We start from the raw sequence: 21,273 nt of genomic DNA on the forward strand, positions 1-21,273 counted from the left end.
ATTTTTCCGCAGCGGATGTTTGCAGGCGGGGAACGGGAGCACGAAGGGCGCGGAACGGATGTCAGAGACCGGCGGAAAGCCTGGTTCGGCGCAGCGTCAGTTCTTCGCCGACCAGTTGCGCATGCTGTTCGCCGCAGCCGGTCGTCCCGCCCTCAAGAAGGTCGTCTCGGATGCCGCGACCGTCGCCCGGGCGGTGGGCAGCGACCGGACCGTCTCCGTACAGCGGGTCAGCGACTGGCGCAGCGGCAACCGGATGCCGGCCAACTTCGAGTCGGTGCATCCGGTGCTCGTGGTCCTCATCCGCGCGGCGCGGGAGCTCAACGCCGAACCGCCGGCCCCCGGTCTGTACTCCCTGAAGCAGTGGGAGAACTGGTGGAAGGCCGCGCGCGGCCAGGCGAACGCTCCGCGCACCAAGGAATCGGCATCGGTATCGGTGCCGCCCGGGATCCGCCCTTACAAGGGACTCGCCTCCTACCGTCAGAACGACGCCCGGTTGTTCTTCGGGCGCGCCCAGAGTGTGCGGACCCTCGCCGACGTGGTGACGGCCTCCCACGGGCAGGGCCCGGTCGTGGTGACCGGTGCCTCGGGCGTCGGCAAGTCCTCGCTCGTACAGGCCGGTCTCATTCCCCAGCTGTGTTCCGCGCCGGACTGCCACCCGGTGGTCCTCACCCCCGGCACCGACCCGGTGGCACGACTCGTCGACGCGCTCCCCGAACTGACCGACGTCGGCGACCCCGCCGACCACACCGCCGTCCACGCGGCCCTGCGTGCCGCGACCTCCCGTACGTCGTCGTCCTTGCTGCTGATCGTCGTCGACCAGATCGAGGAACTGTTCACCCAGTGCAGCGACGTCGCTCTGCGCACCGAGTTCCTCACCCTGATCGAGACGGCGTCGACCGGTTCGGACGGCGACGCGCCCGCACTCGTCGTCGCGACGATGAGGTCGGACTTCTACGACCAGGCAGTGGCCACTCCCGTGCTCGCCCGGGCCCTCGAACGGCGGACCAAGACCGTCCAGCCCCTCGACCGCGACGATCTCGTCGAGGTCATCACCGCGCCCGCCAAACTCGTGGGTGTCCGCCTCGAACCAGGTCTCGTCGACCTCATCCTCCACGACCTCACCGGACTGGCCGACGGTGAGATCAGCGGCACCGAGCTTCCCCTGCTGTCCCACCTGCTCGATTCCCTGTGGGACAAGCGCAGCGGGGGCACGCTCACCGTCGCCGCCTACCGCGCGACCGGCGGGGTCCGCGGATCCGTCGCCGCCGGCGCCGAACGAGCGTGGGAGAGTCTCGCCGACGATTCCGACCGTGCCCGTGCCCGCTCGATGCTCGTCCACCTGGTGTACGTCACCACGACCGGCACGGACGTCAAGATCGCGCGGTCGCTGAACGAACTGCTCGCGGTCGGCGGGGAGGATCGCGACGCGTCGAAGCGCGTCCTCGACCATTTCGTGTCGGCACGTGTGCTCGTCGTCGACGCCGACTATGTCGAACTCATCCACGATGCGGTGATCGACGCGTGGCCCCGACTCAAGTCCTGGATCCAGCAGGACCGCGCCGGTGCCGCCCTGCGACAGCAGATCGAGGCCGACGCGTCGACCTGGCTCGGCTCCGGACGCAACCGCGAGCTGCTCTACCAGCGCGGACGCATGGACGTCGTGTCCGAGCAGAATCCGCACCTCGCCATGGCGGGCACTCCCGAGGGCCGGCGCGGGCCGGTCGCGCTCAGCCCCACCGCGGTGGCCTTCCTCGACGCCTCCCGCCGGCAGATCGCCCGCGAGACCCGGACCCGGCGGGTCGGCATCACCGCGATGGCGCTGTCCACGATCATCGCGTTCGTCATGACCGGACTGGCCTGGGACGCGAAGAGCCGGGCCGAGACGGCACGGAGCACCGCGCAGTTCCAGCAGATCGTCGCGCTGTCCGACTCCCTGCGGGACAAGGACTCCACGATCTCGGCGAACCTGGCGCTCGTCGCGGCCGAACTCCAGCCCGACAGCCCGGTCGCGTACTCGAGGCTCATCGCCAGCCAGGCCGTGCCCCTCGCCTACACACTGAGCGGACACACCGGGCCGGTCTACGGCGTCGTCGTCTCCCCCGACGGGGCCACCCTCGCGTCGGCGAGCGATGACGGCACCGTCCGCCTGTGGGCACTCGACGGCGACGAACCGTCCGCCGTGGGCGAGCCGTTGCGGTTGTCGTCGAAGTACATGGCGTCCGTCTCGTTCAGCCCCGACGGCCGTTTCCTCGCGATCGGGGCAGGTGACGGCGGTGTGTGGATCTACGACGCGTCCGATCGTGCCGCGCCGCGCGTGGTGCTCGACCGGCAGGTCTACGCCGACGGCGCCGTGCACAACGTGCGGTACTCACCCAACGGGCGGGTGCTCGCCGTGCCCTACGACGACGGGCACGTCGCACTCGTCGACACCTCGGATCCCGGATCGGGCCGGTTCCCCGTCACCTTGGTCGACGAGCACGACGGTGGTGTGCGGACGGTGGCCTTCCGTCCCGGTGGGCAGGTCCTCGCCACGTCGAGCGACGACCGCACCGTCCGGCTATGGGACGTGAGCACGCCCTCGCGGCCGGTGCCGCTCGGTGAGCCGCTCACCGGTTTCGGCGACGTGGCCCATTCGGTGAGCTTCAACGGCGACGGCACGATCCTCGCGGCGAGCAGCGACGACGGTGTGCTGCACCTGTTCGACACCACCGATCCGCGCGCGGCCCGCCCGCTGGGGGTGCCGACGAACGCCCACACCGGCGGTGTCTGGAACATCGCGTTCCTCCCCGACGGACGCACACTGGCGAGCGCGTCCTGGGACGGCACCGCGAAACTGTGGGACGTCGACCCGTCGACACGAACCCTCGACGAGATCGGCCCGCCGCTGACCGGGCACGGAGGCGGTGTCCCGACGCTCGCGGTGAGCCCGACCGGGACCACCGTCGTCACCGGCGGACAGGATTCCAACGTCCGGGTGTGGACGATGCCGCAGACCCGGATGGCGGTCGCCGACGGAGCGCTGACCAGGCCGGCGATCGATCGTGCCGGAGCCCTCGTCGCGACCGGCAGCTACGGACCGGATGTCACGCTCTGGCGGGTCGGTCAAGGCGGCGACTGGAACCGCGCCGGTGGGATCGCGTTGCCGCGCCCGCTCGGCGGTGCGTACGTGTGCGCGCTCTCGCCCTCGGGCACGATCCTGGCCACGGCACCGACCTCCGGCGGCAGCGTGCAATTGTGGGACGTGCGCGATCCGGCAACACCGAAGCCGTTCGGCGATCCGGTGCCGCTCGACACGAGGTTCACCTCCGCCCTGGCGTTCGGACCCGACGGCACGACCCTCGTGACCGGCGCCGACGACTCCACGGTGCAGTTGTGGGACATCGCGGATCCCGCCGAACCGGTGCCGTGGGGCCAGCCGCTGACGGGACCGAAGAATCTCGTGCGCAGTGCTGCCATCAGCCCCGACGGCCGAAGTCTCGTGGTCACGAGCGCCGACAGCGAGATCTACGCCTGGAACGTGACCGATCCGCGCTCCCCGACACGGGTGAACGTCTCGGACGGGCACGCAACCGGCGTGAACACCGTGGCCTTCGGCGGGTCGAGCGACGTGCTGGTGACCGGCGGGGACGACCACGACGTGGTGGTCTGGGACCGCACCGAGTCCGGTGACTTCGTCGCCCGCGAGACCCGGTTGAGCGGCCACACCGGCACGGTCTACTCCGTCTCCATCACCCTCGACGGCACCCGCGCGGTCAGCGGCAGCGACGACGGCACTGTCCGTCTGTGGGACGTCGCCGACCCGGGCGGCATGCACGAGATCGGTGGCCCGGTCACCGACATGGGAACGGGACGATGGCAGGTGACCTTCGCGCCCGACAGCACCATCGTCGCCGCCGGTGGCGACGGTCTGCTCCGCACATGGGGGCTCGACGCCGATGCCGTCGTAGCCCGCATCTGCCGTTCCACCTCGGTGCGACTCGAGGAGGTCCTCGACCGTTACGAGTTGCCGTCGCCTCCCGACGAGGTGTGCTGAACGGCTGCCCGCGCGTCGCCGAGCGCAAGGATGCTGGCAGCCTTGTCGAGGCATTCCTGCCATTCCGCGTCGGGATCGGAGTCGATGGTGATGCCGCCTCCCACACCGAGTGCGCACACGCCGTTGCCGCTGTCGTCGTGCCCGAACTCGACGGTGCGGATCGCGACGTTCAGTTCGGTGCCGGCGATCGGACTCGACATGCCGACGGTGCCGCAGTAGACACCTCGCGCGGAACCCTCCCACCTGGTGAGCAGCGTCCGGGCGCGGAGTTTCGGGCAGCCCGTCACCGATGCGGGCGGGAACGCCGCGTCGAGCACATCGGCGACCGTCACACCCGGTCGCCGCTCCGCCGCGACGGTGGACACCAGATGCCACACGCCGGGTGCGGGACGCACGGTCAGAAGATCCTCGACCCGCACCGAACCGGTCTCGGCGACGCGGCCGAGATCGTTGCGGACGAGATCGACGATCATCACGTTCTCGGCGACGTCCTTGACCGATGCCCGTAGCCCGGCGGGGTCGGCGGAGAGGGGGAGGGTGCCCTTGATCGGACTCGACCGCAGCGTGTCGCCGTGGAGGGAGACGAACAGTTCGGGCGAGAGCGACGCGACCGCACCCCACGATCCCTGCAGGTAGGCGGCGCGCGGAGGGTCAGTCCGGGAGATCCCGTCGGCGAAGAACGCCAGCGGATCGCCGTCCCATCTGCCCGTGAACCGCGTGCACACGCACGCCTGGTACACCTCGCCGGCGCGGATCGCGTCGAGACAGTGTTCGACGCCGCGGCGGTGCTCGTCGCGAGGCGGTGGTGTCCAGTCGATGTGCCAGTCCGTGGCGTTCGTCGACTCTGTGGCGTTCGTCGGCGGGGCGGCGGTCGACGGTGAATCGAGGACTGCCGCGGCGAGATCGTCGGGGCAGGGTGCGGTACCGAGGGTCTCGTACCACCAGCACCCGTCGGCGTCGAGACGCAGGACAGTGTCGGTCCACCCGCTCGCGGCGAGGGGCAGCGCGGGCCGGTCCGGGATGCGATCCGGGTAGGCGAGATAACCGATGCGCCCGCCTCCGATGAGCGGCCGGTCGTCATTGCGCTGGAAGCGCCGATCGGCACCGCCGGGCCCGGGAGCGTCCGCGGGGAGGGAGAAGACCTCTGCCGGTGGGACGGATTCGACGGACACGGACGGGACGAGCACGGCCGCCGCCCCGAACCATTCACCCGACAGTGCCGCCGGGGCGGGGATCGCGAGGATCCTGGCGCGTTCTGCGAGTGCACCGAGCACGCGATCGACGGTGCCGCCGCGGCCGAGTCGTTCCATCCGCATGGCGTCAGCTTGTCATGTCTGGTCGGAAGCATCGGGACGAGCCCGGAGATGCGTGAGCTTGTCGGGATTGCGGACCACGTAGACGCCGGTGATCAGGTGGTCGTCGATCTCGAGGTGCAGCACCATGTCGAGGACACCTGCCGAGTAGACGAGGAAACCGGGCATCGAGTTCACCACGGCCGGCTCGATGGTCATGTCGGGCAGCGGATGCCGGACCAGTCCGAGGAACAGGCCGGCGACCTTCGCGGAGCCGAAGACCGGAACTCGGGCCGCAGTGACCTTGCCGCCACCGTCGGCGAGGTACCGCACGTCGGGAGCCAGCAGCGACAGCAGTCCGTCGAGGTCGCCGGTGGTGGCCGCGGTGAGGAACGCCGCGACCACCCGGTCGGTCTCGTCGCCCGCGGGAGTGAAGCGTCGCTGCCGGGCATGGACGTGCTCGCGGGCGCGGTGCGCGATCTGCCGGACGGCACTCTCGGTACGGTCGACCGTCTCGGCGATGCGCCCGTACTCGAAACCGAACACCTCGCGCATCACGAAAACCGCGCGTTCGACGGGCGTCAATGTCTCGAGCACCAACAGCATCGCGGTCGACACCGACTCGGCGAGTTCGACCTCGGCGGCTGCGTCGGGGGCGGTGAGCATCGGCTCGGGCAACCACGGCCCGACGTAGTCCTCCCGGCGGCGTTGCGCCGAGCGCAGCGAGTTCAGCGCCTGACGCGTCACGATCTGCGCCGCGTAGGCCCGCGGATTGTCGACGCTGCCGGTGTCGGTGCGGGCCCAGCGGATGTAACTCTCCTGCAGGACGTCCTCGCTGTCGGCGACACTGCCGGTGATCTCGTAGGCGATCGAGAACAGCAGTCCCCGATGCTCGGTGAAGACGTCGTCGCCGGTCATACGTGAGCCTTCTCGCGTGCGGCGGTGTCCGGTCCGCGTCGGGACGGCAGGGCACGTCCGCGCGCCTGGAGTTGCATGGTGTGGATGGTCCCACGAACGACGGCTTCCTTCACCGGTGCTGCGAGCCGACCGCGCAGGGCCCACCTCGACGGGGTGTCGTCGCGTGCCGACAACTGCACGACGCCGCGATCGCGGCCGAGAGAGATGCAGGTCGTGACGAAACCGAGCGAGAGCGGTGCCGGCTCGCGTCCCTGCAACAACTGCCACACCGTGTCGGCGCCGTGGATGCCGAGCGGCATCGCCGCCTGGCAGCTCATGCGCAGGTGGTCGTTGCCGTCCACCACCACTGCGTCGCCCACGCCGACGACCGGCGAGCCGTCGACCGCCTGCAGGGTGTCGCGCACCCGGAGACGACCGTCGTCGTCGACCGGCAGGCCGCTGCGACGGGCCAGGTCGGGCACGGAGAAACCGGCCGTGCGGACCACGAGGGTCGCGGGGATCTCGGAGCCGTCGTCGAGGACGACCGAGCCGTCGTCGATGCGGGCGACCCGCGTTCCCGACCGGACCTGAACGCCCAGTTCGTCGAGCCGGTGGCGGATGTAACGCTGCGTGTTCACAGGAAGGGCCGCTCCCGGATCGCCGACGAGGACGAGGGTGTGCCGCGGATGCGACTGTGCGAGTTCGGTGACGGTCTCGAGACCGGTGAGCCCGCCACCGACCACGACGACGGAGGCGTGATCGTCCGCCTCGAGGAGCGCGTCGCGCAGGGCAGTGGCGGAGTCGAGGTCGGCGACGGAGAACGCCTTCTCCGCACCGGGGATCGCGCCGGAGCCCGTGGTGCTGCCGACGGCGTAGACCACCGCGTCGCATGGCAGGACCGTGCCGTCGGCGAGGGACACCGCGTAGGGCTCGATCCGTACGGCCGTGCCGACGTGCAGCGTCACCCGCGGGTGCAGGAGATCGGACAGTTCGTGTGTGGCGGTTCCGGATCCGGCCGCCACCTGGTGGAGCCGGACGCGTTCGACGAAGACCGGTCGCGGGTTCACGACGGTGACCGCCACCTCGGGGTGTTCGGCGAGCAAGCGGTTCGCAGCCATCACTCCGGCGTAGCCCGCCCCTACGACCACCACATGGAATTGCGTCGTCATCGCTCTGTTCCCTTCGCTTGTCGGAAGTGGTGTCACCGATAGGACACCGCTCGTGGCAGGGATGTGACACGGCGCCACCGCGAATTCCTGTGACGCCCGTCTCCTGCTGTCGACCTCGTCGGTGATCGATCCGGTCAGCGACCGACCGTGCGGAATTCCGTTGTCAGCGAGGCGGTCTCGGCCGCATCCCGACCGGCGTGGAAGCCGTCGGCGTCGACCCCGCGGCTACGCGAGTCGCGGGTGACGGGGAACAACCGCCGGAACTCGGTGTCGACGGCGTCGGAGCGTCTGGCGAGGATGGGTGCGAGTTTCGTGATGGGCATCTGCGCGTCGGCGGCGGCGTGGGCGGTGGCCCGGACGTCCGCCTCGCGGAGACGTTCGCCGATCCGGTGCGCGTAGCCGGTGAGGAAGGCGCGGCGGAAGGAGGTCGCGGACGATCCGCGCCGCCCCGCCGTTCCGGCCGCCTGCACGGCCCGTCCGGCCTGCACGAGCAGCGAGGTGTACAGCATCTCGGCCTGCTGCAGGTCGGTGGCGGTACCGACGATCGTCGCGATCTGCACCCGGGTGAACCACACCGTGCGCACGCGGTTCGCGTCGCCGATGGCGGTGAGGAGCAGGACCTTCTCGCGGATGTACGGGCTGTCGAGGTGGATGCGCCGGCCGACGACCGGGTCTGTGCCGGAGTCGGGTCCGGCCAGCAGCGCCGCACCCACGGCGTGACGCGAGACGAGTTCCTGCGCCTTCGCGGTGAGCGCTTCGGCCTCGTCGGGGAAGTCGGTGGACTCGGCCTTCGACAGCAGTGCCCGGATGCGTTCGAGGATCCGGGTATCGGGCGGGGCGGGCGCAGACGGGTCGCCGGACCGGACGGACGGCCATCGCGACGGCGGGGGTGTGAGGATCGCGAAGGACGGCAGGTACTTCCAGGTGAAGGCGAGCCCTTCGATCTCGAAGCGGGTGACGTCGGGGAACGCGCGGAACAGACCGTCGGCCAGGGTCGGGGCTCCGGCGGCGTGGGCCGGACGCGGGTGCCGGCGGGTGATCTCGTCGAGCTGCCGTACCCACTCGACGGGGGCGCGTTCGGCCGCGCGCCGGATCTGCGCGTCGAACAGCATCGTGGCCGCCGTCAGTGCGACATCGGAGGGACCACCCGAGCGGGCCGTCACGTGGAGCACGTCGGCGGGCTGCCATCCCCGCTCGTAGGCACCGCCCAGCTCGGCGAGCAGAGAGTGCTCGTTCAGGCCATCGGATCGAACATGTGTTCTATCGCTGCGCATGCGCCGCAGTGTGGCGCACGGCACCGACAGGTTTGCGCGGCGACGGAGAACACGCAGGTGAAAGCTCTCCGTCGCCGGATCGGACGCTCAGTCCTCGTCGACGTAGCGCGGGAACACCGGTGCCGGGGCGGGCAGGGTCGTGCCCGGAGCCAGGCGGGTCGCGACGGCGTCGAACTGCCGTGCCTCGGGTGTCTGACCGAGGAGATCGAGGATGTTCGCGGCGGCATCGGGCATCACCGGCTGGACGAGCAGACCCACGATCCGAACGACCTCGAGCGTGACGTACAGGACCGTCGCCATCCGCTCGGGATCGGTCTTGCGCAGCACCCACGGCTGCTGCGCCGAGAAGTAACGGTTGGTCTCGCCGAGGACGTGCCAGATCGCTTCGAGACCGAGGTGCAGGGCCTGCGCGTCGAACTCGGCGCGCACCTTCGCGAGCAGCGCGTCGGCCTGGGCGAGCATCGCCTCGTCGTCGGCGGTGAACTCGCCCGGCGTGGGCACGGTGCCCTCGAGATTCTTCGCGACCATCGTCAGGGAGCGCTGCGCGAGGTTGCCGAGGTCGTTGGCGAGATCGGCGTTGATGCGGGTGACGATCGCCTCGTGGCTGTAGCTGCCGTCCTGGCCGTAGGAGATCTCGCGGAGCAGGAAGAAGCGCAGCTGGTCGAGGCCGTACCGGTCGACCATCTCGAGCGGGTCGACGACGTTGCCGACCGACTTCGACATCTTCTCGCCCTTGTTGAACAGGAAGCCGTGGACGAAGACCCGCTTCGGCAGTTCGAGCCCCGCCGACATGAGGAAGGCCGGCCAGTAGACGGTGTGGAACCGCGTGATGTCCTTGCCGATGATGTGCAGGTCGGCGGGCCAGTAGCGGCGGTAGGACTCCGATTCGGTGTCGGGGAAGCCGGCGCCGGTGAGGTAGTTGGTCAGCGCGTCGACCCACACGTACATGACGTGATCGGGGTGATCGGGGACCGGCACACCCCAGTCGAAGGTGGTGCGGGAGATCGACAGGTCCTTCAGGCCGCCGGAGACGAAGCTGACGATCTCGTTGCGGCGGGTGGCCGGGGCGATGAAGTCGGGCTGCTTCTCGTAGAGCTCGAGCAGCTTGTCCTGATAAGCCGACAGCCGGAAGAAGTAGGTGGACTCCTCGGTCCACTCCACGGGGGTGCCGGTGTCGGTGGAGATCCGCGAGCCGTCTTCGAGCAGGGTGGTCTCGCCGTCGGTGTAGAACGCCTCGTCGCGGACCGAGTACCACCCCGCGTAGGTGTCGAGGTAGATGTCGCCCGAGTCGACCATGCGCTGCCAGATCGCCTTGCTCGCCTCGAGGTGATCGGCGTCCGTGGTGCGGATGAACCGGTCGTACGAGATGTTCAGCCGCTTGTCCATGGCCTCGAACACGTCCGAGTTGCGGGACGCGAGTTCGGTGACCGGGATGCCTTCCTTCGCGGCGGTCTGCTGCATCTTCAGGCCGTGCTCGTCGGTGCCGGTCAGGAAGCGCACGTCGAAGCCGTCGAGACGCTTGAACCGCGCGATCGCGTCGGTCGAGATGTACTCGTAGGCGTGCCCGATGTGCGGGGCGCCGTTCGGGTACGCGATCGCGGTCGTGACGTAGAACGGCGGGCGGGTGGGATCGCCGGCAGCCGGGCGGGAGGAATCAGGCGCAGTCATGGTGGCCAGTAGTTTATAGGGCGTGAGCGCAGCCCGTCCCGCCCCCGAAGCCCCGCAGCCGTTGAGTCCCCTCGTCGACGCCCACACGCACCTCGACGCGTGCGGTGCCGAGGACGCCGCGACGACCTCCGCGATCGTCGATCGTGCCGCCGCGGTGGGGGTCGGACGCATCGTCACCGTCGCCGACGATCTCGAGGCGGCGCGTTTCGCCGTGCGGGCTGCGCACTGGGACGACCGCGTCCACGCGGCCGTCGCCATCCATCCCACCCGCGCGAACAGTCTCGACGACGCTACCCGCGCCGAGATCGAGAAACTCGCCGCCGACCCGCGCTGCGTCGCGGTGGGGGAGACCGGCCTCGACCTCTACTGGCCCGGCAAGCTCGACGGGTGCGCCGAACCGGCCGAGCAGGAGGAGGGCTTCCGCTGGCACATCGACCTCGCGAAGCGACTCGGCAAGCCGCTGATGATCCACAACCGCGAGGCCGACGCCGACCTGCTGCGTGTCCTGCACGACGAGGGCGCACCCGAGAAGGTGATCTTCCACTGCTTCTCGTCGGATGCCGACATGGCCCGCCGCTGCGTCGACGCCGGATACCTGCTGAGCTTCTCGGGCACCGTGAGTTTCAAGAACGCGAAGGCCCTGCGTGAAGCGGCGCCGCTCGTGCCCCGTGAGCTGGTGCTGGTGGAGACCGACGCGCCGTTCCTGACCCCGCATCCCTTCCGGGGCGCGCCGAACGAGTCGTACTGCCTGCCGTACACCGTGCGCGCGCTCGCCGAGGTGCGGGGCGAGGACGCCGAGGAACTGGCGGCGGCCACCACCGCGAACGCCGAGCGGGTGTACGGACTTTCGTAAAGGGCACGCGCGTCCCCACTCCCGTCGTGAGAATACGGGCATGCGCTCCTTCGTCTACAACTCTCATCCGGTACGTGTGATCTTCGGCCCCGGTACCGCCTCGCGGGTCGCGGACGAAGTACGTCGACTCGATCGTTCCCGCGTTTTGCTGCTCGCCGGCGAGCACGTGCGGCACCAGGCGGAACTGGTCGAGAAGTATCTCGGCGATCTGCAGGTCGCGCGTTTCGACGGCGCGGTGATGCACACGCCGGTCGAGGTGACCGAACGGGTCCTCGGCCGGGTCACCGAGCACGACGTCGATGCGGTCGTCGTGGTGGGTGGCGGCTCCACCACAGGACTGGCCAAGGCACTGGCACTCCGCACGGGGATCGATCAGGTGATCCTCCCGACGACCTACGCCGGGTCGGAGGTGACGCCCGTTCTCGGTGAGACCGCCGACGGGGTGAAGACCACGCGTTCGTCGCCCGACATCCTTCCCGAGACCGTGATCTACGACGTCGAGTTCACCACCTCGATGCCCATTCCGTTGGCGGTGACCAGCGCGATCAACGCGATGGCCCACGCGGTCGAGGCCCTCTACTCCGAACAGGCCAATCCGATCGTCGACGCCCTCGCGCTCGAGGCCGTGGCCGCGATCGCCCGGGGTATCCCGGCGCTCGGTGCGGATTCGGCCGATCCCGAGGGGCGTTCGGATCTGCTGCTCGCGGCGTGGCTCTCCGGAACCTGTCTCGCCTCGGCAGGAATGGGGCTGCACCACAAGCTCTGTCACGTGCTGGGCGGCTCGTTCGACCTGCCGCATGCCGCCACGCACACCGTCGTGCTGCCCCACGCGCTCGCCTACAACGAACCGTCGGTACCGCACGTCATGGTGCGGGTCGCGCAGGCGCTCGGCACGGATTCGGCGTCCGCGGGCGTCTACGACCTCGTGGCGGCGGCCGGTGGGCCGACGAGTCTCGAGGAACTGGGGTTCCGGGAGTCCGATCTGGACGAGGCGGCACGACTGGCGACGGCGAAGCCGTATCCGAATCCCCGGGAGGTCACGGAGGTGGGCGTGCGACGGTTGCTGGGGGAGGCGTTCGCCGGTACCCGTCCGGAACCGGCGCAGAAGTCTGGTTGAAGCTACAACCAAGGGTTGCTACCTTAGTTGTCGCTTCAACTAAGTGGGGCTCTCCGGCCTCCTACCCGAAAGGCTCGACATGAAGACCCCTCTCGTCCGCGACCTCGGCATCCTCGTGGCCCGACTCGTACTCGGCGTCATCTTCCTCGCGCACGGACTGCAGAAGTTCAATTCGTGGGGATACGAAGGCACCAAGGCCGGCTTCGAAGGAATGGGCGTGCCCGCCCCGGCCGTCTCGGCGTTCGTCGCCACCTGGATCGAGATCCTCGGCGGTCTCGCGCTCATCCTCGGTGTGCTCGTCCCCGTCTTCGGCGTCCTGCTGTTCCTGCTCATGCTCGGCGCGTTCTTCATCGTGCACGTGGAGAACGGAATCTACGTCGGCGACGGCGGTTTCGAACTCGTGGCCGCGCTCGGCGCAGGGGCCCTCCTACTCGCCGCGGTCGGTGCGGGAGCGTTCAGCGTCGACCGATTCCTCGCGCGGAAGGTTCCGCTCCTGCGCACGGCCTGACCTGCGGTTCCGCGGCGCTGTGGACGACTTCCCCCGATCGTCCTCAGCGCCTCTTCCGTCCGATGACGTGCGCTCAACGCATATGTCTTGTTATTCTCCTGCACGACATACGCGTTCACGGATCTCTCCGACAGGACCGATATGACCGTGCAGCAGGCTGTTCCGCGTCGCGACACCACGTGGAATGTCAATCGACGGACCTTCCTCGTGGGCGCGGGTGCGCTCCTCGCTGCCGGCCTCGTGGGCGCCGGATCATCTGCGGCACAGCCTCGGACACCGCAGCGTCCCAACATCCTCATCATCATGACCGACCAGGAGCGCCAGCCGATGCACTGGCCGGCCGACTGGGCGCGCAACAACTTGCCCAACCGGCAGCGTCTGGCCGACACCGGGCTGACTTTCACGCGGTCGTTCTGCAACGCCGCGATGTGCTCGCCCAGTCGCAGCACGTTCTTCACCGGCCTCTATCCCGCCCAGCACGGGGTGGTGAGCACCCTCACCGAGGGGGGCACGCTCTCGCCCACCGAACCCGTGCTGCCGGTGGACGGCCAGAACATGGCGAAGATGCTGCTCTCCGCCGGATACGACGTCCACTACCGCGGCAAATGGCACATGAGCAAGGGCGCCGACGGCGGCGACCCGTCGCCCGACGACATCGCGCGGTACGGCTTCGCGGGGTGGGAGCCCCCGGAGGCGGGGCAGGACACAGCACCCGAGAACTTCGGGGGTGGCTGCGCCGACCGCGACGGCAAGATCGCCTCCGACGCCGCCGAATTCCTGCGGTCGCGCAGCGCCTCCGACGACAGACCGTTCGCGCTCATCGTGTCGTTCGCCAATCCCCACGACATCCTCTCGTACCCGAAGACTTGGGATCAGGTCGACGGCGACTGCAACAACTACGGGGCCTTCGCACCCGAAGCCTTCGAGCAGGGAATCGACCTGCCGCCCACCATCGACGAGGACCTGCTCCGCAACTTCAAGCCCACCGCCCAGGCCGAACTGCTCCTGCTGCTCGCAGGTGCGCTCGGTCCGCTCGTCGGTCCCGAAGCGGCACGGCAGTACGTCAACCTGTACGCCTACATGCACAAGGTCGTCGACCAGCACATCGGGACGGTTCTCGATGCGCTGGAATCGGTTTCGGGCATGCGCGAACGCACCGTCGTCTTCCGGGTGGCCGACCACGGTGAGATGGGGCTCTCCCACGGCGGACTCCGTCAGAAGGCCTTCAACGCCTACGAGGAGACGCTCAACGTCCCTCTCGTGGTGAGCAATCCGGTGATGTTCCCGAGGCCGGTCTCCACCGACGCGCTCGCGTCGCTGATCGACGTCATGCCCACCCTCGCGACGATGGCCGCCGTGCCAGACCGTTCGGCGTGGACGTTCAAGGGCGTCGACCTCACGCCCGTCATCGAGGGCGCGTCGTCCGGTGGCACGCCGCCACAGGTGCAGGACACCGTCCTGTTCACCTTCGACGACGAGAACGCCGCCGCGGCCAATGGGCAGACGACGGTGAAGCAGCCCAACCACATTCGTGCCGTCCGGCAGGACAGGTGGAAGTACGCGATGTACTTCGATCCGTCGGGACGCGCGCTGCCGCAGTTCGAGCTCTACGACCTGCACGACGATCCGCTCGAGACGCGCAACCGCGCGAACCCGCTCGATCTCGCGAACTTCGACCCGGTGCAGGTCGCGGCCATGCACGCCGTCCTGATGGACGTGATGGCCCGCACGGGCACCACCCCGGCTGTGACGATTCCGCAGTTCCCCGTACCGAGCGGATCCGCCGATCTCCCGATTCCCAGCGGGTCGGCCGGACGCTGACGAAGCCGATCACCGGCAACCGCGACCATCGGTAGGCGGTCCCGGAAACCGCTGCGCCCGCGAAGCCGGCCGCTCCGTCCGAGCCTGTGGGCATCGGCACCTCGAACGCCCCCGCATGGGGCAGGGCACAGCTGCGCGCGCTCCTCGGCTACCTCACGGAGTCCATGTCCTTGCCGCCCGAATCGCGAGGAATTTCTTCTTCCGAGTGTCGATCGAAAATGGCGATTTCGGACATTTGAAAATGATCGATCTAATATCGATCCGATATCTGTGACGTGCGTCGTGATCTGACAGAAATCATGATCTGTGCAGGTAAAGGCGATGAAGTTGCGATAACAATGCCGTCTCGTTACCGTGCTGTGATCACAGTTGTCGTCCGTCTGGAAATAATCGTGTCACCTTTCACCAAGATCAATCGCCTCAAGTCGCCGGTGTTCTACTCGGTGGTCGCCGCCGTCTTCGTCACCCTCGGTGCCGGTGGCGCCACTGCTGTGGTTCAGCACAAGGACGTCGTCCTCGACGTCGACGGTGAGCAGCGTGCCTTCGGCACGATGAACTCCAACGTCGGCGACATCCTGGCCGCAGCCGGCTACACCGTCGACGAGAACGACGTCGTGGCCCCGGCCGTGGACTCGTCCGTCTCCGACGGCGACACCATCGTCCTGCGACAGGCTCGCGAGCTGCGCCTCACCGTCGACGGTGAGGAGCGCTCGGTGTGGACCACCGCGCTGACCGTCGACGAGGCGCTCGACCAGTTCCGCCTCTCCGACGACGCCTACGTCTCCGCCTCCCGTTCGCACCGCCTCCCGCTCGACGGTGCCGATCTCGAGGTCGTCAACCCCAAGACGGTGCGCTTCGCCGACAACGGCGCGCCCGCCGCCGAGGTGCGCGTCGCAGCGCCGACGGTCGCCGAGTTCCTCGAGGCCCAGGGCGCGAAGCTCGAGCAGGCCGACAGCGTCACCCCTGCCCTCGACGCGGAACTCGCGGAGGGCATGGAGGTCGTGGTCACCCGCGACCGGACCGAGTCGCGGACCGAGAACCTGCCGATCGCCCCGCCGGAGAACCGCGTGGACGATCCGAACATGCTCGAGGGTGAGTCCGCCGTGAGCGACCCGGGTGCTCCGGGCGAGCGGTCGGTGACCTTCGACGTTCACACCGTCAACGGTGTCGAGGTCGGACGCGCCGAGACCGCTTCGAAGGTCCTCGCCGAGCCGCGGCCCGTCGTGGTCCGCGTCGGCACCAAGCCGAAGCCCGCCGTGCCGGCCTCCGGTCGCGGCTCCACCTGGGACGCTCTCGCGCAGTGCGAGGCGACCGGCAACTGGGCGATCAACACCGGCAACGGTTTCTACGGTGGCCTGCAGTTCACGCAGCAGACGTGGGCCGGCTTCGGCGGCACCCAGTACGCGCCGCGTGCCGATCTCGCGACGCGCGAGCAGCAGATCGCCGTCGCGGAGAAGGTCCAGGCGGCCCAGGGCTGGGGCGCCTGGCCATCCTGCACCAGCAAGCTCGGTCTGCGCTGACCGGCGCGGGTGTGCGCGGTGTGACCTGCTCCCGAGTGCGCTAGGTTCACCACGTGTCAGCAGACGATCCCGAAACCACTCCGAGGGCCACCCCGGCTTCTCCGCGCGGCCTCGCCGCGCTGCTCGGGCCCGCCGAGGTCCGCGCACTCGCGGAGGAGTTCGGGGTGCGCCCGACGAAGCAGCTCGGCCAGAACTTCGTGCACGACGCGAACACGGTGCGCCGCATCGTCAACGTCGCCGGGGTCGGCCCTGAGGATGTCGTGCTCGAGGTCGGGCCGGGCCTGGGTTCGCTCACCCTCGCCCTGCTCGACGTCGTCGACCGTGTGGTCGCTGTCGAGCTCGATCCCGTTCTCGCGCAGCGTATTCCCGTTACCGTGCGGGAGCGGGCCCCGCAGCTCGCCGACCGCTTCGACGTCGTGCACATGGACGCGATGAAGGTGCTGCCGAAGGATCTTCCCGTCACGCCCACCGCGCTGGTCGCGAACCTGCCCTACAACGTCGCGGTGCCGGTGCTGCTGCACCTTCTCTCTGAATTCCCTACTCTGCGAACCGCTCTCGTGATGGTGCAGGCCGAGGTCGCCGATCGGCTCGCAGCAGAACCGGGCGGTAAGATCTACGGCGTACCCAGCGTGAAGGCGCGGTTCTTCGGCGACGTCCGCAGGGCCGGCGCCGTCGGGCGTGCGGTCTTCTGGCCCGTTCCCCAGGTGGAATCGGGCCTCGTGCGTGTCGACCGCTATGCGGAGCCACCGTGGCCCACCGACGCCCGGACACGCGCCCGGGTCTTCGCCGTCGTCGACGCGGCCTTCGCTCAACGGCGAAAGACGTTGCGCGCAGCGTTGAGTGGATGGGCAGGTTCGCCCGCGGAGGCCGAGAGGCGCCTGCTGGCGGCCGGTATCGAGCCGTCGACCCGCGGGGAGAAGCTCGACGCCGCAGCCTTCGTGCGGCTCGCAGGGGTGGAGTGATCCCGGTCACTCTTCCTGGCGGTCGGATGCGATGTGTGGTTAAGTTGTCTTCGGTCGTTAGGTAGTGTGTTCGTGGTTTACCCCTCGCACATTTCTGGTTGCGAGCGGATGCGATAGCCACGATGGAATCGTTTCAGCCGTGTAGTGACAGACCCGGGGGCCGAAACCGACTCCCGACGAGACAGAACGTCTACATCCGTTCTGCCTGCAAGTGAAGGACAGCAACATGGCTGAAGGTACTGTGAAGTGGTTCAACGGCGAAAAGGGCTTCGGCTTCATCGCTCCCTCGGACGGCTCCGCTGACGTCTTCGTGCACTTCTCCGAGATCCAGGGCCGCGGCTTCCGCACCCTCGAGGAGAACCAGCGCGTGAGCTTCGAGATCGGCCAGGGCCAGAAGGGCCCGCAGGCCACCGGCGTGAACGTCATCGGCTGATACCGATAATTCTCCGAATCCGGGCCGGCACCTCAGGGTGCCGGCCCGGATTCGTTCGTCCGGTCAGCCGATCATTGCCCCGTAACCGGTGATGCCCAAGTTCGACGAACCGGTCGACGAGCCCGCCGAGTCGGCGGAGCCGGTCGCCATTCCGGCGGAGCCCGTGGGAGGGGTCACGCAGTCCACGAGATTCAGCGAGCGCAGGACCAGGTCGCCGAGCGAGCAGACGCGCGGCGGAGCCGGTTCGGCCGAGGCGACGCCGGCGGTTCCCATGGTGGCCGCCACGGCGACGGCGCAGACGGCGACCGCATTACGTACGGAACGAGTCACATTTCCTCCAGAGTGTTCAGAGTCGATCGATCGTAGAGCGTGGCCGCGGCGGTCGGGAAGCATCCGTATCCCGAGTAAGCTCTGTACTCGTGCTTTCCGTCGTGCCGACCCCCGTGACAGTGAGGGTCCCGTCCAAGGTCAACCTGCATCTCGCGGTGGGTGACCTCCGTCCTGACGGCTACCACGACCTGCACACCGTCTTCCAGGCTCTGTCCCTGTACGACGAGGTGTCGGTGGTCCCGGCCGACACCCTGAGCGTGACGGTGCGCGGCGCGGGCGCCGAGTCGGTGCCTACCGATTCGACGAACCTGGCGTGGCGCGCCGCCGAGATGATGGCGGAACGGGCCGCACGTACACCCGACGTGGCGATCACGATCGACAAGGGCATCCCCGTGGCCGGCGGAATGGCCGGTGGCAGCGCCGACGCTGCCGCGACGCTGGTCGCGCTCGACACACTGTGGGGCATCGGGGCGCCCCGGGAGGACCTCGCGGATCTCGCCGTCCGCCTCGGCAGCGACGTGCCGTTCTGCCTCCACGGCGGAACGGCGATCGGAACAGGGCGGGGCGAGCGCCTCGTCCCCGTCCTCACCCGCGGCACCTTCCACTGGGTACTGGCCCTCGCGAAGGGGGGCCTGTCCACGCCGGTCGTCTTCCGTGAACTCGACCGGCTGCGTGCCGAGGGAGAACCTCAGCGCATCGGCAGCGCGGATGCCGTGCTCTCCGCGCTCGGCTCCGGCGACGCCCACCAGCTCGCGCCGCTGCTCGGCAACGACCTGCAGGCCGCGGCCCTGTCCCTCGACCCGATGCTGCGACGCACGCTCCGGGCGGGTGTCGAGGCCGGGGCCCTGGCGGGCATCGTCTCCGGTTCCGGCCCCACCTGCGCGTTCCTCGTCGAGGACCAGCACGCCGCCGTCACCGTGAGTGCCGAACTCGCCGGTGCCGGTGTGTGCCGTACGGTGCGGATCGCCTCCGGTCCGGTGCCCGGAGCCCGTGTCGTCGGCGACGCCGATCCCGCACACTCCTGATCCTGTAGTACATCCCCGCAATTCTCGGAAGGCGTTCCTCCACGTGGCGAATCTCATCAACCTCGAACAGGTCTCGAAGTCGTTCGGCATCAAGCCGTTACTCGACTCGGTGTCCCTCGGCGTGAACGAGGGGGAGCGGATCGGTGTCGTCGGCCTCAACGGCGGCGGCAAGACGACGATGCTCGAGGTGCTCGCCGGCATCGAGGAGCCCGATTCGGGCCGGGTGAGCCGCGTGAACGGTCTGCGCATGGCCGTCGTGACGCAGCGCGGCGGTCTGCCGGAGGGCTCGACCGTCGGCGAGGTGGTCCTCGGGCCGCTCGATGTGGCCGAGCACGAGTGGGCCGGTGATGCGCGCATCCGCTCGGTGCTCACCGGTATCGGCATCGACAATCTCGGTCTCGACGCGGTCGTCGACGGTCTGTCCGGTGGTGAGCGTCGCCGGGTCGCCCTCGCCGCAGCCCTCGTGCAGGATCTCGACCTGCTCGTCCTCGACGAGCCCACGAACCATCTCGACGTCGAAGGCGTGCAGTGGCTCGCCGAGCACCTGCTGTCGCGGCGCAGCGCGCTCGTCGTCGTCACCCACGACCGCTGGTTCCTCGATACCGTCGCGACGCGCACCTGGGAGGTCGTGAACGGCCGGGTCGAGAGCTACGAGGGCGGCTACAACGACTGGATCTTCGCGCGCGCCGAGCGTGCCCGCCAGGCCGACGCGATGGAAGAACGCCGCCGCAATCTCGCGCGCAAGGAACTCGCGTGGCTGCGTCGCGGAGCTCCGGCCCGCACGTCCAAGCCGAAGTACCGCATCGAGGCCGCCGAAGCGCTGATCGCGAACGTGCCGCCGCCGCGCGACTCGGTGGCGCTGGCATCGTTCGCGAAGCGCCGCCTGGGCCGCGTCGTCATCGAACTCGAGGACGCCACCCTCACCACCCCGGACGGGCGCGAACTGGTCCGCGACCTCACCTGGCGTCTCGGTCCGGGCGAGCGGATCGGTCTCGTCGGCGTCAACGGTTCGGGCAAGACGACCCTGCTGCGCACGCTCGCGGGCGAACTCGAACCGGCGCAGGGACGTCGCGTCCAGGGGCAGACCGTCGAGATCGGCTGGCTGCGGCAGGAACTCGACGACCTGCCCACCGACATGCGGGTGCTCGACGCCGTCAAGGACGTCGCCGAGCGGATCACACTGGGCGACAAGGAGATCTCCGCCGGTCAGCTCGCCGAACGTCTGGGCTTCACACCGGCGCGGCAGCGCACCCCCGTCGGCGACCTGTCCGGTGGTGAGCGTCGCCGGTTGCAGCTCACGCGCGTGCTCATGGCCGAACCGAACGTGCTGCTCCTCGACGAGCCCACCAACGACCTCGACATCGACACCCTCCAGCAGCTCGAGGACCTGCTCGACGGCTGGGCCGGAACCCTCGTGGTCATCAGCCACGACCGGTATCTCGTCGAACGCATCTGTGATTCGACGTGGGCCCTGTTCGGCGACGGCCGCCTGACGAACCTTCCCGGTGGCATCGAGGAGTACCTGCGCCGGCGCGCGGCCATGGGCGACGGCGACGTGCCGTCGGTGGCGTCGACCGTCTCGAAGACCGGTGACGCCGCCGAGCAGCCGAAGAAGCGCGACGGTGCCGCCGAACGCACCGCGCGCAAGGAACTGTCGCGCCTGGAGCGTCTCGTCGCGAAGCTGACCGAGAAGGAGGAGAAGCTGCACCACGACCTCGCGGAGGCGGCGACCGATCCTGACCGGCTGCAGAAACTCGACGCGCAGTTGCGTGAGGTGGTCGCGGAGAAGGAAGCGGCCGAGGAGCAATGGATGGAGCTCGCCGAAGATCTCGACTGAATCCTCTTGACCTCGAGTCGGCTCGAGGTCGCAGGATGGGCGTCGTCAGAAGGAACGCCCATCAGGAGGATCCATGTCCGTCACCGAAACATCCGGTACCTCTACGCATCTCCCGCAGTCCCGGCTCGCGCGTTCCGCCGTGGTGGTCGCCGCGTCCGTCGTGACCGCACTGGTGATCGACCTCGCGCTGTGGGCCGTCGGGCTCATCGCGGGTGGCTCGTTCGAACACACCGACGCCGGTGAGGTGGTGAGCGCGGCGCCCGGTGGCGTGGTGCTCATGTCCGTCGTCCCGCTCACCGTCGGTCTCGCCGTCGCGGCCCTGCTCACCCTGTGGTGGAACGGTTTCGCGCGGATCGCCCAGGTCGTCGGGGCGTTGCTGCCGCTGGCGACGATCCAGGGCACGATCTCCGCGGACTTCGACACGCCGAGCACCGTCGCCCTGACGCTGATGCACGTCGTGATCGCCGTGGTGGTCGTCGTCGCCCTGGAGATGCTCCGTGCGCGTGACTGACACGAGTAGGGGGAGGAAATATG

Annotated in this window: 17 protein-coding genes; 11 read left to right on the top strand and 6 right to left on the bottom strand. The window is 69.1% G+C overall.

The window, feature by feature from the left end; genetic code table 11:
- The first annotated feature begins 58 nt into the window (after positions 1 to 58).
- Positions 59 to 4,033, top strand: coding sequence for a hypothetical protein (locus RBB84_RS01115; RefSeq protein ID WP_064255737.1), 3,975 nt, complete (start codon positions 59 to 61; stop codon positions 4,031 to 4,033).
- Here the strand turns inward: RBB84_RS01115 and RBB84_RS01120 are convergent.
- The 5 genes from RBB84_RS01120 to metG form a co-directional block, all read right to left on the bottom strand.
- Positions 3,997 to 5,349, bottom strand: a complete 1,353-nt coding sequence (locus tag RBB84_RS01120) for an aminodeoxychorismate synthase component I (RefSeq protein ID WP_064255738.1) — start codon at positions 5,347 to 5,349, stop codon at positions 3,997 to 3,999. The genes RBB84_RS01115 and RBB84_RS01120 overlap by 37 nt on opposite strands.
- Positions 5,350 to 5,361: 12 nt before the next feature.
- Positions 5,362 to 6,243, bottom strand: coding sequence for an RNA polymerase sigma-70 factor (locus RBB84_RS01125; protein ID WP_024103206.1), 882 nt, complete (start codon positions 6,241 to 6,243; stop codon positions 5,362 to 5,364).
- Positions 6,240 to 7,391: an FAD-dependent oxidoreductase gene (locus tag RBB84_RS01130; protein ID WP_082920975.1), complete on the bottom strand. Its 1,152-nt coding sequence runs from the start codon at positions 7,389 to 7,391 to the stop codon at positions 6,240 to 6,242. The genes RBB84_RS01125 and RBB84_RS01130 overlap by 4 nt, the downstream gene beginning before the upstream one ends.
- 134 nt (positions 7,392 to 7,525) lie before the next feature.
- Positions 7,526 to 8,665 (bottom strand): DUF2786 domain-containing protein, encoded by a 1,140-nt coding sequence (locus RBB84_RS01135; protein WP_051121661.1) that lies wholly within the window; start codon positions 8,663 to 8,665, stop codon positions 7,526 to 7,528.
- A gap of 87 nt (positions 8,666 to 8,752) precedes the next feature.
- Positions 8,753 to 10,333: a methionine--tRNA ligase gene (metG, locus tag RBB84_RS01140; protein ID WP_006553813.1), complete on the bottom strand. Its 1,581-nt coding sequence runs from the start codon at positions 10,331 to 10,333 to the stop codon at positions 8,753 to 8,755.
- Between the two features lie 22 nt (positions 10,334 to 10,355).
- On the opposite strand from metG, the gene RBB84_RS01145 reads away from it, so the two are divergent.
- From RBB84_RS01145 to RBB84_RS01175, 7 genes are all read left to right on the top strand, one after another.
- The gene (locus RBB84_RS01145) at positions 10,356 to 11,186 is read left to right on the top strand and encodes a TatD family hydrolase (RefSeq protein WP_060652139.1); all 831 of its coding nucleotides are present in this window, start codon (positions 10,356 to 10,358) and stop codon (positions 11,184 to 11,186) included.
- 40 nt (positions 11,187 to 11,226) lie between these two features.
- Positions 11,227 to 12,303 carry a maleylacetate reductase gene (locus RBB84_RS01150; RefSeq protein WP_006553815.1) on the top strand — a complete coding sequence of 359 codons (1,077 nt, stop codon included), beginning with the start codon at positions 11,227 to 11,229 and terminating at the stop codon, positions 12,301 to 12,303.
- A gap of 79 nt (positions 12,304 to 12,382) precedes the next feature.
- Positions 12,383 to 12,811 (top strand): DoxX family protein, encoded by a 429-nt coding sequence (locus tag RBB84_RS01155; RefSeq protein WP_019288774.1) that lies wholly within the window; start codon positions 12,383 to 12,385, stop codon positions 12,809 to 12,811.
- Positions 12,812 to 12,952: 141 nt separating this feature from the next.
- Entirely contained in the window at positions 12,953 to 14,632 is a 1,680-nt protein-coding gene (locus RBB84_RS01160; protein WP_033098246.1) for a sulfatase-like hydrolase/transferase, read from the top strand.
- 392 nt (positions 14,633 to 15,024) lie between these two features.
- The gene (locus RBB84_RS01165; RefSeq protein WP_064255739.1) at positions 15,025 to 16,152 is read left to right on the top strand and encodes a resuscitation-promoting factor; all 1,128 of its coding nucleotides are present in this window, start codon (positions 15,025 to 15,027) and stop codon (positions 16,150 to 16,152) included.
- Positions 16,153 to 16,205: 53 nt separating this feature from the next.
- On the top strand, positions 16,206 to 17,114 hold the full coding sequence (gene rsmA, locus RBB84_RS01170; RefSeq protein ID WP_064255740.1) for a 16S rRNA (adenine(1518)-N(6)/adenine(1519)-N(6))-dimethyltransferase RsmA: 909 nt from the start codon (positions 16,206 to 16,208) through the stop codon (positions 17,112 to 17,114).
- Positions 17,115 to 17,340: 226 nt separating this feature from the next.
- The gene (locus tag RBB84_RS01175) at positions 17,341 to 17,547 is read left to right on the top strand and encodes a cold-shock protein (RefSeq protein WP_006553820.1); all 207 of its coding nucleotides are present in this window, start codon (positions 17,341 to 17,343) and stop codon (positions 17,545 to 17,547) included.
- A gap of 63 nt (positions 17,548 to 17,610) precedes the next feature.
- Here the strand turns inward: RBB84_RS01175 and RBB84_RS01180 are convergent, their stop codons facing one another.
- Positions 17,611 to 17,877 (bottom strand): hypothetical protein, encoded by a 267-nt coding sequence (locus RBB84_RS01180; RefSeq protein WP_006553821.1) that lies wholly within the window; start codon positions 17,875 to 17,877, stop codon positions 17,611 to 17,613.
- 89 nt (positions 17,878 to 17,966) lie between these two features.
- On the opposite strand from RBB84_RS01180, the gene RBB84_RS01185 reads away from it, so the two are divergent.
- The 3 genes from RBB84_RS01185 to RBB84_RS01195 all read left to right on the top strand — a co-directional run bounded on the left by RBB84_RS01185 (position 17,967) and on the right by RBB84_RS01195 (position 21,250).
- On the top strand, positions 17,967 to 18,902 hold the full coding sequence (locus RBB84_RS01185) for a 4-(cytidine 5'-diphospho)-2-C-methyl-D-erythritol kinase (protein WP_064255741.1): 936 nt from the start codon (positions 17,967 to 17,969) through the stop codon (positions 18,900 to 18,902).
- 43 nt (positions 18,903 to 18,945) lie between these two features.
- Complete coding sequence (locus tag RBB84_RS01190; RefSeq protein ID WP_019288771.1) at positions 18,946 to 20,739, top strand: ABC-F family ATP-binding cassette domain-containing protein; 1,794 nt, start codon at positions 18,946 to 18,948, stop codon at positions 20,737 to 20,739.
- Between the two features lie 73 nt (positions 20,740 to 20,812).
- A complete protein-coding gene (locus tag RBB84_RS01195) occupies positions 20,813 to 21,250 on the top strand; it encodes a DUF6069 family protein (protein WP_024103215.1) in 438 nt (145 codons plus the stop codon).
- Positions 21,251 to 21,273 lie beyond the last annotated feature (23 nt).

This window comes from Rhodococcus sp. D-6 (assembly GCF_040256695.1).
Taxonomy (GTDB): domain Bacteria; phylum Actinomycetota; class Actinomycetes; order Mycobacteriales; family Mycobacteriaceae; genus Rhodococcus; species Rhodococcus pyridinivorans.